At 35.1% G+C, this 14,755-nt stretch carries 14 protein-coding genes; 1 reads left to right on the forward strand and 13 read right to left on the reverse strand.

What is annotated here, in order from left to right; translation table 11 throughout:
- Window positions 1–80: 80 nt before the first annotated feature.
- Together FL972_RS14770 and FL972_RS14775 are read right to left on the reverse strand one after the other, a co-directional pair.
- A complete protein-coding gene (locus tag FL972_RS14770) occupies window positions 81–1,091 on the reverse strand; it encodes a sensor histidine kinase (protein WP_186300125.1) in 1,011 nt (336 codons plus the stop codon).
- 278 nt (window positions 1,092–1,369) lie between these two features.
- Window positions 1,370–1,798: a VOC family protein gene (locus tag FL972_RS14775; protein ID WP_144606451.1), complete on the reverse strand. Its 429-nt coding sequence runs from the start codon at window positions 1,796–1,798 to the stop codon at window positions 1,370–1,372.
- A 666-nt stretch (window positions 1,799–2,464) separates the two neighbouring features.
- Here FL972_RS14775 and FL972_RS14780 point away from each other — a divergent pair.
- Entirely contained in the window at window positions 2,465–3,832 is a 1,368-nt protein-coding gene (locus FL972_RS14780) for a hypothetical protein (protein ID WP_222116043.1), read from the forward strand.
- A gap of 212 nt (window positions 3,833–4,044) precedes the next feature.
- Here the strand turns inward: FL972_RS14780 and FL972_RS14785 are convergent, their stop codons facing one another.
- The 11 genes from FL972_RS14785 to FL972_RS14835 form a co-directional block, all read right to left on the reverse strand.
- Window positions 4,045–4,533, reverse strand: coding sequence for a TOTE conflict system archaeo-eukaryotic primase domain-containing protein (locus FL972_RS14785; RefSeq protein ID WP_186300126.1), 489 nt, complete (start codon window positions 4,531–4,533; stop codon window positions 4,045–4,047).
- A gap of 109 nt (window positions 4,534–4,642) precedes the next feature.
- A complete protein-coding gene (locus FL972_RS14790) occupies window positions 4,643–5,734 on the reverse strand; it encodes a Fic family protein (protein ID WP_144606453.1) in 1,092 nt (363 codons plus the stop codon).
- 9 nt (window positions 5,735–5,743) lie between these two features.
- Entirely contained in the window at window positions 5,744–6,082 is a 339-nt protein-coding gene (locus tag FL972_RS14795; protein ID WP_144606455.1) for a hypothetical protein, read from the reverse strand.
- A complete protein-coding gene (locus FL972_RS14800; RefSeq protein WP_144606457.1) occupies window positions 6,069–7,034 on the reverse strand; it encodes a PDDEXK family nuclease in 966 nt (321 codons plus the stop codon). The genes FL972_RS14795 and FL972_RS14800 overlap by 14 nt, the downstream gene beginning before the upstream one ends.
- Before the next feature lie 142 nt (window positions 7,035–7,176).
- Entirely contained in the window at window positions 7,177–8,859 is a 1,683-nt protein-coding gene (locus tag FL972_RS14805; RefSeq protein WP_222116044.1) for an Eco57I restriction-modification methylase domain-containing protein, read from the reverse strand.
- The gene (locus tag FL972_RS14810; RefSeq protein WP_250161368.1) at window positions 8,856–9,182 is read right to left on the reverse strand and encodes a helix-turn-helix domain-containing protein; all 327 of its coding nucleotides are present in this window, start codon (window positions 9,180–9,182) and stop codon (window positions 8,856–8,858) included. The genes FL972_RS14805 and FL972_RS14810 overlap by 4 nt, the downstream gene beginning before the upstream one ends.
- 427 nt (window positions 9,183–9,609) lie before the next feature.
- Window positions 9,610–11,232 carry a DUF4435 domain-containing protein gene (locus FL972_RS14815; RefSeq protein WP_144606459.1) on the reverse strand — a complete coding sequence of 541 codons (1,623 nt, stop codon included), beginning with the start codon at window positions 11,230–11,232 and terminating at the stop codon, window positions 9,610–9,612.
- Window positions 11,233–11,388: 156 nt separating this feature from the next.
- Entirely contained in the window at window positions 11,389–12,282 is an 894-nt protein-coding gene (locus tag FL972_RS14820; RefSeq protein ID WP_144606461.1) for a hypothetical protein, read from the reverse strand.
- Between the two features lie 170 nt (window positions 12,283–12,452).
- Complete coding sequence (locus FL972_RS14825; protein WP_144606463.1) at window positions 12,453–13,202, reverse strand: hypothetical protein; 750 nt, start codon at window positions 13,200–13,202, stop codon at window positions 12,453–12,455.
- A gap of 155 nt (window positions 13,203–13,357) precedes the next feature.
- Window positions 13,358–14,368: a virulence protein RhuM/Fic/DOC family protein gene (rhuM, locus tag FL972_RS14830; RefSeq protein ID WP_144605491.1), complete on the reverse strand. Its 1,011-nt coding sequence runs from the start codon at window positions 14,366–14,368 to the stop codon at window positions 13,358–13,360.
- Between the two features lie 35 nt (window positions 14,369–14,403).
- A partial coding sequence (locus tag FL972_RS14835; protein WP_250161369.1) for a hypothetical protein occupies window positions 14,404–14,755 on the reverse strand: 352 nt, incomplete at its 5' end.

A 14,755-nucleotide genomic window follows, 5' to 3' on the forward strand; every position in this document is an offset into this window, starting at 1 on the left:
ATTAAATTAATAAAATCTTTCCCTTAGCGTAAATCTTTGGGATAAAGCCATAGCTCTAACTTGAATTATCAAAACAAAAATCAAGATTTTTGATCAAGTCGGGTGGGTATTGAAAAACAGAAAGTGCTTCCTTCTCCAGGTTTAGAAGTTACCCAAATTTTACCTTTATGTAGATCTATAATTTTCTTGCAATGAGCAAGGCCAATGCCTGTTCCCTCATACTCACTTTGGGTGTGTAAGCGTTCAAATACTCTAAATATTTTACTTTGATATTCCTTGGCAACGCCAATTCCATCATCTTGGATAAAAAAGGTCCATCCATCTTGTTTTTTGGCACTTATTTTTATTCGAGGAGGAAAATTGGGCTTACTAAATTTGATGGCATTGCTGATTAAATTTTGAAAAAGCATTCGAAGCTCTGTCTCATAGCCATAGATCTTTGGTAATTTCCCAACTTCAATGATAGCATTGTTTTCTTTTATTTTTGAGGCTAAATCCTGCTGAATAATTTCGACTAGTTTTTGGCAGTCTATTTCAATTACTTCTTTTCCCTGCCCTATACCACTATAATCCAATAAACCTGTTATCAGGCTCCTCATTCGGTTAGTTGTGCTTGAAATAAAGCCTAGCATTTGAGCTGTTTCTGTATCAAGTTTTCCAGTATTTTGTTTTTCAATTAATTGAATCAAGGAGCAAATAGTATTTAAAGGTTCTTTCAAATCATGGGAGACTATGTAAGCAAATTGCGACAGTTCTTTGTTTTTTAGCTCTAGTTCATTTTTTGTTTGTTCTAATTCTGTTACGTTTCTCAGCTTTACGTAAACATAGTTGTCTATAATATGGTGAACAGAGCATTCGTAAGTTCCTGCCACCATGTGGTTAGAATATTCGACCAATCCCAAATTAATGCTTCCGCCTTCTGCTGCAACTTTTCGGTAGGTCTCCATGACAAGTAGTCCTCCCTCATGATTAAATGCCTCAGGAGCTACCTCTATAATTTTTTTTCCAATAACCTCATCACGTTCTTTTCTCATTTCATATAAAAGAACCTTGTTCATAAAAACATACTGAATGCTTTTTAGGTCATTCAAATCATTAACTTTGAATATTCCTATTCCCGCTGATAAATCTTCAAAAGTTCTACTGAGAATTTCTAAATCGGATATTTTTCTCATGTTAAAATGATTTTTGTACAGGATTGACAAATATTTTCATTCAAATTCAACTTCAGATGCTTAAAAAGCTGATTTTACGTTGAAAAAAATAGTTTTGAGAATGTGATAGGTGAAAAAGAAGCTTTATAAAATCACTGTCTAATATAGATAAAAATTGTAAAAAAAATGTGGTGGATATGTTTATTCTAAGATATTTATCTTAATAAAACCAACTGCCAAGAAATCCCATATTTATCCTCGCACCAACCGAATTTTTCACCAAAGCCATAATCCCCATCTCCTGCATAATTGTCGAGCGGAACCATGACTTGACCTCCTTCGCCGGATAGTTTTTCGAATAAGATTTCAATTTGATCTTCCAATTCGCAAGAAATAAATATGGATACTCCGGGAGTAAATGACCAATTGTGTTTGTAATTACTTTCGGAAACTAGGTATTCTTTGCCATTAAGAGTGAAAACTCCAAACTTGATCAAGCCTGGTGTTCCGCCTGGTTCGCCTTCAGCATAATTCACGATTCTTTTTACTTCCGAATTCGGAAAAATAGCCGTGTAGAAATTGATTGCTTCTGTAGCCTTACCGCAATTATCTCCAACGAATGTGAGGAAAGTGCTGATTTTCATGGGTGACAAGGGGTTATATTGTTTTTTGAATAGATGCAACCAAATCAAATGACCGCTTACCAGCGATCTTTGAGTTTAGGTCTTTTGATTCTAATATAAAATATAATCAGCCAAGCTCACTTAATTTTCAAATGTCAAAGCATCCTAAATTACAGAAAAGGCCCTGTCGATTATCCGTTGGGTTTTGATTACAAATCACCTTTCGATTTCAGTTTTCAATGATCTGATAACGGACCATATAATCAAGCTGAAAATTGAAATAACTTATATTTTTATAAACTCTATGTACTCGAAATTATGTAGCGATGCTTCCTTTTTTAATTAAGCTGGTAGATTTGGTTGGGCAGATTATTAAACACTACCGCTCGAATGCCCAAAGAAACCACTGATGCTTTTATTCCTTTTTAGGGGAGTACTTTGTCTATACATTTGAATTATTCCAAGAACATACTCTCACCCAAAGTTTGTATGCCTTTCACATCCTTTTACTAGTTTAATTGCATAAAAAAGGATGAAAAATATCCGATTAAAGAAAAGGATATTATCAAGTCCTTCGGGAAAAAAGATTACTCCTTTTCAAGCATTATTAGTAAAACAGGGAGCGATGATGATTGGAATTAATTTATGACCGAAACCATACGGTCAATGTGAACTAAACCTGATTAAATGAAAAAAGTATTACTGTTATTGACCCTGAGCTTCTTCTCTTTGACTACGGCTTCAATTAGTCAAACGCTCGTCGATAATAATAAAATTCCCAATAGACTTAGAGTATTTATCGATGGCTGTGAACGCTGGGATGGAGGCTGTGATATGGATTTTATCAGAACGGAAATTACAGCGGTTGATTTTTATAGGGATAATCAAATAGCTGATGTCTTTCTGCTGATTAACAATAACAGGTCTGGAGGTGGAGGAAGGCAATATCAACTTTTGTTTATAGGTCAACAAAACATTCATGCGGGAAGGAGAGACACCCTCTACGTAAACACCAAACAGACAGATACAGACTTTGAAGTGAGGGAAAGACTCACCCGGTTTATTAAATTAGGTTTGGCTCCATATGTTGCAAAAACCAAAGCCGGAGAGGGGATCGAAATTAATATGAAGACTGACCCTGCCAATTTTGTAGATGAAGAGGAGGAAAGCGTAGATCCCTGGAATTATTGGGTTTTTAATGTCGGGAGTAATGCTAACATTGAATTGGAGGAATTGAGTAGACAAATTAATATTGGTGGAGATATCAATATTAATCGGATTACGGATAAATGGAAAATCTCCCTATCCGGGCGAATAGATGAAAGGCTAAGAAGAACGATTCAAAAAGTGCCAAGAGTGGATGCTAATGGTAATCCAGTTTTAGATGAAAGTGGTAATCAGATTATCGATCAAGTTCAAAATAGTTTTGATGTATCAGAATTTGGCTTTAGTCATCAGCTTGTAAAAGCTATTTCACCCCAGTGGTCTTATGGATATGATATTGCAGGTCGTCAGAACACCCGCTTTAATTATCAGTTCCAGACCAGCTTTAGGCCAGCCGTCGAGTACAATTTTTTCCCTGAAGCTGTGCAGAATTCCAGATTTCTAAGAGTGAACTATGGAGTCGAAGTCAGGAGAAATAGCTATGTCGAAGAAACGATTTCCGGTGTTCTTGATGAGACTAGGGTTCTTCATAGTTTGAGGGCCAGTCTGGGGCTCAATCAACGATGGGGTAATCTGGAAATAGGATATCGACTGAGAAATTATCTGGATGATTTTAGTTCTTGGTCTACAGGCATGAATATAAGTGCAGAAGTCCGTGTCACCGGGAATTTTTCTTTCTTTATGAGGGTAGAAGGCAACTACGTGAAGGATCAGATTTACCTGGCATCGGGAGACTTCACCGAACAGGATATTTTGAGTGGAAGGGTAACCTTGCCTTCTGCATATACTGTCGATACCAGGTTTGGATTTAATTACCGCTTTGGTTCTAATCTCAATAACTTCGTGAATCGAAGATTTTTCGGTAGGGCTAATTTTGTAGGGAATGATTAATGAATCAAGCTAGGGAATGAAGAACTAGTCGAAGTTGATTGCTTTGTGGAAGTTTTTAGCTGAGGGGCTGGCCATAGGGGAGGCAGAAAAGGAGGATGGTCCGTCGCAGCGGATCAAAGTCCTATACTGGTAATAACAATTACACTCTCTAGACTGAGAAGAAAAGGTTATCTAAGTATGCTGGACTATTATTCTAAATCAAAGCCTGAGATTCAGTGAACCGCCGTATTCAGCCTGCCTCGAACTAGATTCGGGGAGACCTCCCGAAAGCTTTCGGGATAGGTGGTGTGAGACCTGTGCAGTCCACCGTTTCCCGAACGGGAACGCTCCAAGTAGGCTGGGATTTCCTTTTCTTTACAAGCATTCAGAAAAGTAACAGCTTCATTTTGCCAATTCGATTTATCAAAATCAGCTGCTAAAAACCAAGTGGTATTGTCTTGCAGTAAGGGATAAATTCCAATATGGTGAAAATCTTCCAAATGCTTTTGGATTTGTTCATCTGTTAGTTTCAGATAAGACTTTTCGGTAAAATTCTGAAAAGTTCCACCATTCATTTTATGTGCCCTTAAACGATATGGGTCATAAAAATAGGCTGGCATATAACCCGATTTGTTTCCTTTTTCCCAACGAACAGCAAACACATCTTCACGTCCTTTGAGGAGGGAGCGAAAAAGATTGATGTTGTCTTGATGTTTTTGCACTACATTTTATTTATGTACCAAAAAGTCTCATATTTAATTTTCGTGCACCATAATTTCAGTATTTGGTACACGTTTTATTTACGTGGGATAATTTGGTACACGTTGTCTTTCATCCTTTTTTCAGTAAATTATAAAGCTTGGTATTGATGTAAATGACTTCTTTACCTTTTTGTTGTGATTTCAATACTCCTAATTCTTCTAAACTGCTTAAGTATCTTGATGCAGCTTTTCTTTCGATACCCAAGTTGTTTACTAAAAACTCAATCTTGCAGTAGGGATGGATGTATAGCTGCTCTATCAGATCTTTTGAATAAATCCTTGGTAATTTATCTTGTACCAATTTTTGAGTTTCGCTGAATAAGTGCTTGATTTTGTTAATTTGTTCAATTGTGCTTTGAGCTGTCTGTTCTATGCCTTTGAGCATATACAGAATCCAATCCTCCCAATTATTCTTAGTCCGAACTTCCTGTAATAATCGGTAGTAATCTCCTTTGTTTTGAATGATATATGAACTCAAGTAAAGAACAGGTTCGTTCAATAAACCTTTCAAAATCAAAAACAAAACATTGATGATTCTACCAGTTCTGCCGTTACCATCATAAAAAGGGTGGATACTTTCAAATTGATAATGTTGAATGGCTAGCTTGATTAAAGGTGAAATATCATCTGCGTCATTATTCAGATATTCTTCCAAATTTTCCATCAAATTACTAATCGTATCAAAATTATCAGGTGGAGTATAAATTACTTCATTGGTCAAATCGTTGATTAATGCCGTTCCTGGAAGTTTTCTAAGTCCAGCATTATTTTCTTCCAATTCTTTCTGAATGGCAATTATTCCGTTTGTATTCAGAAAACCCCTTTCTTTGATTAAGCGTGTGCCCATTAGTAGTGCCTCTCTGTATCGTAAAACCTCTTTGGTTGCTCCATCAGGCTTAGTCGACTTGGCATATAAAGCTTGGTAAAGTTTGTCTTGAGTTGTGATTACATTTTCAATTCCGGAACTCGCTTGTGCTTCTTTTAAAATAACCGCATTGATAAGAATATTAGGGTTGGGCAATGTGTTCGTAAGACCCTTTAATTCAGCTAATGCCACAGCAGATTTACTTTCCTGTTTTAAGATTGCAATGGTCTCTACCAAAGATTTATTTGGAGGAAGAAGAGGTAAATCGTTAAATACTTTATTTAATTTTGTTGCCATACTCTAAATTTAAATTGCATATTCAGCGATTCCATTTGGTAACTTTTCGTCAAACCAATGCCAAATTTCAAAACGGTAAGTCCCTTTTTTCCAACAATAGAAATCTAGTTCTATTTCATCATCATTGTTGATAGGCATATCTCCAAATTCTTCCCAAATTATTTCAAGAAGAACTTCCGAAAATTTATTATCATAAAAAACATCAGGTATGTTAGAATTAAACCAGTCGAGAACATTCGTAATCTTAGTTCCTTTGTCCCAATAAAAAAAAGGCTCACTTAAAATTCCATTCTGGAATTTAATTAGGTTAAACTCTTCCCATATTTTTTCTAATTCAGCTATTTCCATTATGAAAGTCATTTTCAATTATCAGTAAAAACTCCATTAACTCTTCTTCTGTGGTCAGGAATACTTCATATCTCTCAGAGCCAATACTTCCTTTCTTTTTCTCACCTGGACGAACTCTATCATCAACAATCTCTCCTAATGAAGTAACTTCGTCAAGGTTTGTATTGATTACTAAAAAACATTTCTTTCCTGTTTTACCAGCATAGCCGATTATAGAAAAGGTTTGATTACCAAAAACAACTTTTATTTTACTTGCTTGTGCTTCAACAGAAATCTCTCCTAAAGTTTTTAAGTGTTCGTAAAATATCTTGAAAAGCCTTTTCGCTTCTTCCTTTCCATACAAAAATGCCTCTACATCTGCTAATTCTGGTCTGTTGTCAATAATGTTCTTAATCTTTTGAAGTTTAGCGGCATTTTCTTTTTCAATCAAATCATCAGGGTCGTTGTTTAGGTAATCAATAAGTAAAAGTTGATTTTCAAACCATAAATACTTGATGAGTGTAATTTCTCCTTTGCTCTTTTTGGCTTTATCTACATCTGTTGGAGAGAATGTTTTGGCAATTAGAATTAATTCAATACTATCCTTTGAGATTTCATTGAATTTAGGTAATTGAACTTCATAAGTTTGTGTTGCCAACAAATAGATTTCGGCAAAATTATTCTCAACAAAATCTTTGTAATCAGAAGCCTGATGTCTTATGTTTTTGTCAGCATCTTTTTTTAACTCAAAAATCACAAACTTTTTGTTATTAGGATTGTAAGCCAAAATATCAATTCTGCCTGAACCGCCTTTACTTCGGACATTTCCATCTAAGGAAAATTCATTTTTTATAAAAGTGAAATGCGGAAAAAACTCTTTCCAATTTTCTGACAGAAATCTATTTAGCTCGGCTTCTGATTTGTTTACCTGCATTAAAAACTTCTTATTATCTGTTGAATATAATTTTAACATACTTCTGTTTCTAATTAATGATTATGCTGCTTTTGCGTTAGGGATTGAAGCGGAAATCCTTTTTGTCCCACAGGGCAAAAAGATTGCAGCGGAAAGCCCGACCCGCAGGGGAACGCCCCAAACCCATACTTCACTATCCAATTCACCTGTTTTCTTTGAACTGTATTTTGCAGCCTCTGGCTCTTGAATCGTAATTGGTTTTGTAAAGTGGTAATTCAAGCGGAGTAATGTTTTTCATATCCTCCGATTTCATATAAGGCGGATTGCCTACAATGACATCAAAGCGAAGTTTTGAAAAATCAAACGGATTGATAATTACTTGGTCTTTCTTATTCGTTACTTGCTTCGGATTCAATAAACTGTTTCCAAAGAAAACATTTTGTGATAGGTCTGGCAAAACAGGTTTTGTTTTGTTGGTTGAATTTACATCTTCACCCTCAAGCAATTTGAGAAGCAAACCAAATTTGGCTGCTTCAACTGCATTATAATCTTTATCAACTCCGTAGATGCAATTCAATAAAAGTTGTCGCTTAATTTCAAATGGTAATTTGTAAGTGTTGATATTCGTTTGAATGAGTTTTGTTTTGTCATTTTTCAGATAATAATCAATCAAAATATCATTGAGCAACTGGAATAGCTCTAATAAAAATGCACCTGAACCACAAGAAATATCAGCGAATTTCAGTTTAAGAATTTCCTTATCCGTTTTTCCTTCGCATTTTTTCAAAACGGTATTTCTTAAAATATCACTTATGATAAATGTTGGTGTAGTGATAATGTCACGGTCAACATTTTCAGGTTTCTTTACCAAAACAACAGCACGGCTTTGAACTGTTAATTTTTCAGAAAGGAAAATTTCATAAATGCTTCCCAATACATCAGAAGAAAACACACTGAATGAATATGGGCTTTCAGGGTAATACAATTGCTTTATAATTGTCCAAAATACCGAACTGATATTTTCTACAATCTTGTCTTTGAGTAATTGGTCAAAAAGTCCTGAATTATAGCGTTTGTCGGCTTGTTCAAACTTTTTGATTAAGGCACTGAAATCATTTGTATTGGCAAATTTCAAAAGGGTTTGATAATCCTCTAAATTTCTATCCTCACAAACACGAAGAAAAATAATTCGGTTGATGTAACTCTGAACAATATCATTAAGTTGTTGCTCGTCAATTTTTGGCTCGTGTTTAAAAATTTCAGCACCTAAAACTTTTCGCCATTCGTTGATTTGGTTTAGAAATAAATTGTCAATCGAGTATTGATTGATTTTGCTTTCAATTTCTTTCCATTCCGTTTCAAATGCTCCTGAATACACGGATTCCTTTCCTAAAAGCTGTCTGATTTCTTCAAACTTGCTTTCGTATTCTGTGTAGTGGTATTTTTTTACAAGTGCTCTATTATAGGAGTCTTCTTTCTCAACTTTTACGGAAGTGTCATAAATGATTAAGTATTCAAAGTTTGAAAGAACAGAAATTTTCAACTTAGCTGTAAATCCGTATCGTCTGACTTGCTTTGCAGTGTCATTGTTTGACTCAATAGAAACACAAGGTTTTTTTGCTTCCAAAAAGAATTTTCTTTCAGAAAAAAGTCGGAAAGTATAGTCAGGTTTTTTGGAATGTTCGGAAGCGTTTGCTTTCAATGCTTCTTCCAAAATTACTTCTCGTTCGTTGGTTGGTTTACCTGCATTATTTTTAATGTCCCAACCAAGCAACTCAAAAAACGGGTCTAAGAAATCACTGCGAAGCAGTGTTTCATTATACTTGCTTGTCAAGTAATAATCCCTGTCGGCTGTATATTTTTCTATGAGTTGCTTTATTGTCATTTCCTCTTATTCGCTTTTAAATATTTTACTCTTTCTTCTGCTACCTTCAGTGCTTCTATTCCTAAATCTTCGTCTTGAATTTCATACAAAATCTTGTCACTTAGGAACGAAACCAAAAGTTCGTCTGCGTTATAATTGTATATGTCGGCAAGTTTTAGAACTACTTCTTTTGTGATTTTCCGCTCCCCACGTTCCATTTTGCTTAAAATCGCCACATCAATGTCTAGCAAAGCAGCAACTTTCCGCAATGGAAGTTCCTTTTCTTCTCGAATGTGTCTTAGCTTTTCGCCTATTGTTTCTGTTGACATAACCTCTCTTGACATAATGTGTCAAAATTAGAAAAAGATTTTTGATTTGTCATCACTTATTTCAAATAATTTTCAACATTCCTGTCGAGCGTTGGGAAATTGGCTCTTTTGCAAAACTTGGGTTGTGTGTCAGCTTGTGCGGTTTTGCAAATGTGCCAATGTGCGGCTGGCTAAAATTATTTTTTTAAAATGTGCGGTGGGAAAAATTTTTAAAACATTCGGGTCGGATTGTGTGTCGCCAAAGTCAGTCCGTAAGTTTTTGTCAAGATGTCAAAGTTCGATTTTCAGATGTCTGTTTTTCGGAGTACGGTTGTTCTTTAGGCTTGCTTACAACGTTTTGCGTGTATGAGAAGTAGCGGATTAAAAAGCACTTCACTTTCAGTTTGGCACTGACTTTTATTAAAAGTACAGACCATTGATTTAGTAATAAACCCGCTATTTCTTATACACGCTGTTGTGTGGCGTTTTTTATTATTTTATCGTCAATTGCTGTTGCTATTAAATGGCTTTCAGCATCCTTCCTTTTCAACAGGGTGATAACAAGTTTTAAATACCCCGACTTGTTTTTCACATCAGTCAGTTCGCAAACTTTAGAATTTGGAATCAGAGCGTTCTTAAGGTTAAAAACTCTAAGTACTCCATTATAATCTTTAGAGTTCACAATATTTTCAAATTCCGTTTTGATATCATCAAAAATTTGTTGCTTATCAATGCCAGAATAATAAGCGTCAATTTCAGGAATCACATTCGATATTGTTCTTTCATTAAAGTTTGAAGCTTCAATGAATTTTTTTCTGAGTGTTTCTTTGAAGTGCAGTAATATTTGAGATTCTAGTTGGCTGTTAAAGAACTGAATCAAGTTGTCTTTTACTTGATTAAAAACATCATTTAGGTCTTTACCCATATGTTTCGCAACTGATTTAACAATTTCTTCTAACAAGAGTAAATTCTCAGATTCTGCAACATCTAAAACCCAAATGGATTTAGAGTTAAGTCTAACAACATCATCTTGAATTCGCCTATCTCTATCAATTATTCCAAATGATTCTATATGGTGAAATCCGTTTTGTTCATTGAAGGATTTAACGGAATGAATTACTTTTTCACAACTTCCAAGTGGTTTTAAAGTATGGTCAAAATAGACTTGCTCGTATAGTTCATAATCAATACTGCTGTCATCACCTTCTAGAAATATTACTGGTTTTCGACTTCCAAGTATTTCAAGATATAATTGTTCTGGAATAGGGGACTCATCTTCAAGTAATTCATAATCCCACACGTTTGAACCTTCATATGATTTTGCCCATACTTTAATTGCATTTTGCCTTGAAAAAGCGAAATCAATATCGTGAGTTAGATAAATAAAAGAACAATCTTGTCGTTCATTTTCAATGAGGTCGAAAAGATTTTTAACCAAGGATTTATGGATATGCATCTCTGGCTCATCAATAATAATTATTGAATTCTCAGGAGCACATACAACTTCACCAACTAGATAAAAAATAACTCTTTCGCCATCACTCATTTCGGTTGCATTGTAATTATTACCTACCTGACCTGTTGGGTAAGTTTCAATTACACCTGCCTTTTTTAATAGCTTTCTATGAGGTAAAACTGTCTCCCAAATTCTTTGAACGATATCAAGCTTTGTCGTTGGTTTAGTGGTTCGCCCTTCCTTAAAACTTAAGGATTCTTCATATTCTTCTGTATGCAAAAGAACTAAAAGCTTATCATAATCATTTAAAAGAAAGGTGCTTATTTTACTTCCCCATCTATGTGACTTTTTTACGTTTAATTGTTGCTGTGCATTGGTGTTATTATCATAATGATAACCATATAGAAATTCATTAGTAGCTCTTTCACGAGATTTTGGGCTCACTTCTGCTGGAAAACTTAGAGACTTCTGAGCAGAAATACGGTGAACATTCTTTAAATATTTTTCTTCAATATGAGAACCAAATCTTGTCTTCCCTGAACCATTCGCTCCAATCACTACTAATTGGTCAAATTCTATTTCAGGATTAGTATTTGGGGTTCCTTTCTTTGGTGGTAATGTTATTTTCATATTCTTTATTCAAATGACACACAACGTTGGCGGTATGAAAAGTTGCCGTTTGCGGGCGATTTCCTGTCAAGTTACACAAAAGTTGAAGCGAGCTGCAACCCTTGAATAACCCACTGTCCCGGCAATTTTTTATACCGCGTGTTGTGGCGTCGTAGTTTATATTTTCTCTTTCAATACTTTATCAAAATCAGTTCCTAATTTATCAATGAGTCCACCCGAATAATGGCAAAAGTATAGTTCTCCGTTTTTGTCATTTTCTTTTGTCGCAATCACTCCATCATCAAACTCCACCAAGTGAAAATAGTCACCATCATCAAGTCCAGTCCTTTGAATCTCCGATATGCCTGAAATTCGAAAATCCTTGAATTCTAATCCTTCAGTTTGCTCAATAATTTTTAAATATCCATCTGGTAATCTGGACTCAATTTTTTGCTTAAACATCTCAATCTGCTCAGGAGTCAGCGGATTATATGCTTTTTCAATTGGTTTTAATTTCAGAATTTCTCCAATCACTCCATTAAAATCAGGAATCGGTTTGCTTTCTGTTTTTTCAATCCTTACTTCAACTTTTTCATTGGGGTCATTATTTATCTTCTTGCTTGTTACTTCAACTATATCAATTTTCTGAATCTGTTTGGGATTTGGTCTAATTTTCCAGCCCCAAATTCGACCATCGTATGTATCAAATTCAATATTGTATTTTTCTTCGTTAACTTTAAATCTAATCGTTGCAATTTTACTTTCGTCTCGCCGTGGATATTTTAGTTCTTCTGAAAGGTCCTGGTTCCCATAAAGTTCCATTGACATACTCTTATCCCAATATTGTCTCCATTTGCGTTTATTCTCGAAATAATCAATTTGCTTTTTAAACTTATCAGCCAATTCAGGGTCGAACATTGTAGTAAAAATCTCCAAAAGTCTTTTTTCAAGAGCTGTAAATCCCTTGTTGTTGAATTTTGGTCTACGTTTATAAGCACCAATCACAAGGATTAGAAAAATCAATCCGATTAAGCCAATTATAATTCCTAATATTATCAATCCTGTTTTCATTGTTTAATTGCACTTCGGTTCTCGGCTATGCGCCACAACGGTCCGCGGCTAAGAAACGTGGGGCTTTTCGAAGCGATTTCCTTTCCCCCGTAGTAAAAGTTAGTTCGGGGAATAAACCTTTCCCTTGGCACCAGGCGCCCCATGTTTTCTTAGGTGCTGTTAGGCACATGTTATTTTTTCATTATATCATTATATATCAAACTACTTAAATAAATTTCAACAATTACTAAGAGCTTATTTTCCCACTCAATAAATTCTTCTTCAGTTAAATTTTCTATAAAACCGTAAGCTATTAATGAGGGGCTTGGTCTAATTTCATATTTGGTGATACCTGAAACATAGGCTAAAATATCTTCATTATCCTTTTTAGATTTTGCCAAAGCATAGTAAAATAGCCCATGTTTATTAGGTTGAGGAAATTTATCTCGGATTTTTTGCCGCTTAATTTCTTCCTTTCTTAACCTTTTTCCTTCTTTTCTACTGGTCGGTGGTATTTCAATAATGTCTTCAAAATCTTCATTTAATTCAACTTCTTCACTTCCTTCAGTACTTAGTTTTTTTTCCTTTATGTAATCCTCAAATGGGAATCTTTCTTTGTATGTTTCATTTTTATAAAGCATAATATCCTTCCTTAAACCTGAGGATTCCAATTGCTGAAGAGTTATTGAACTTAGATTACTATCAAAAGTCCAATTAAAATTTTGGTCTTGAATATCCAATAGGTATCTCTTCATCTTCTTGGATAATGATTTTTCATTCGGATAATTTAAAGTTAAAAACTGCTCAAATGACCCTTCAAGCATCGAATATGTGTGTGCTTTTTGTGTACCAAGAGTTGCATCAAAAATCTCTCTGTCCACTTGTTGACCACTTGTCAGCTGTGAAAAGGATAAAAATAATATGGTAAGGTAAAACTTCATGGTTGTGGGTTATTCATAATTGTGCCTAACGGTATTCAGCTTGGAGACGGCGGGCATGCGGAGCCGTTCTCTTCAAACCTACTCTTAACTTCTTAAAGATACTGAATTTCATATTTACTCTGAACCGCCCGCTGTATTCCAAGGTGATGTTGGACTCAGTTCTTTATTAGGTTCACTATCAGTTTTATTATCAAATCCCTTTGTTCTGGTAAACTTTGGGCTACTGCCAATGCTAGAGCTACTAAAGTGTTTTCATTAATTTTTCTTATTCCCCTGTCATCCAAATGATAACTGTTCTGCTCCAAAAACCACACAAACAGAAATGAACCAATTCTCTTGTTACCATCGCTGAAGGCATGACCTTTGATAACAGAATATAACAATTGTGCTGCCTGCTCTTCAATGGTTGGATATGCCAATTCTCCAAAAACTGTTTGGGAGATACTTCCCAATATTCCCCTGAATGAATCATCTTTCTCGTTTCCGAATAGCTCTCCCGCTTCTCCTTTCTGGATCAATTCCATCTTTAATTGGTGAATGGCTTTCTTGACATCATCATAATTGATGATATAAATGATTTCTTTGGAAAGATTGTCAAGCTGAAGATCTTCTGAATCATACCTATTGAGTAATTCAAAAGATTTGGAATACTTTGAAATAATATCCAAAAACCCCTCCGTCAATACTCTTTGTGACTCAAAAGTTCTTTCCCTTAAAATATCAAGCTGGTTTTCTAGCTGAATTATTTTTTGACCTTGCTTGCTCAATAATTCGCTATTGACGGCATAACCTTTGACCAAGTAATCTTTGAGTCTTTGGGTTGCCCATTTTCTGAATTCAATGCCAACTGGTGATTTTACTCGGTATCCAACTGAGATCACTACATCCAAATTGTAAGCTGAAACTGCTCTTTTTACTTTTCTTTCTCCTTCTTTTTGAACTTGGCGGAAATTCCGCCAAGTTGACTCTTTTTCCAATTCTCCCTCTTTGTAAATATTTCGGATATGCTCACCAATCGTCCTTCTAGCTTTACCGAATAACTCAACAAGCTGCTGTTCGGTAACCCAAACCGTATCTTGCTCCCCATCCAAAATGATTTCAAATTCATCACTACCTTGGGAGGGTTTGAAAACCACTATTTCAGAAATGAAGTCACCTGTTTCCATGTAGGAAGATAAAGTTTTTTGATAAAAATATCAGTTCATTGTTTCAAAAAACCTTTGATTTCAAAATTGCCAGGATCTTTGACAGCATATTCAATTAAGACCAATGATCCAATTTCCTTTTTATTGATTCTCTGAGAAAGTTTTTTCTTCTGAACATAGACCGAATCGTCAACCTGATAGGATATCGTGATGATTTGAGTAAATCCTCTCCCCATCGGTCCATACCCAAGTGCATTATCTGTAATCACGGCTTTTGCTTCTGCGGTTTTTGTCCATGGAGCAAAAGATAGTTCAAAGTTATTCCATGCTAGGTAAAGGAAAATCCCAAAACCTATTAATCCAAATATCCATGGGTTCTGCTTTGCCATTTTAGAATTGAGTCCAACG

The sequence above is a fragment of the Algoriphagus algorifonticola genome (assembly GCF_007655305.1).
Lineage (GTDB): Bacteria > Bacteroidota > Bacteroidia > Cytophagales > Cyclobacteriaceae > Algoriphagus > Algoriphagus algorifonticola.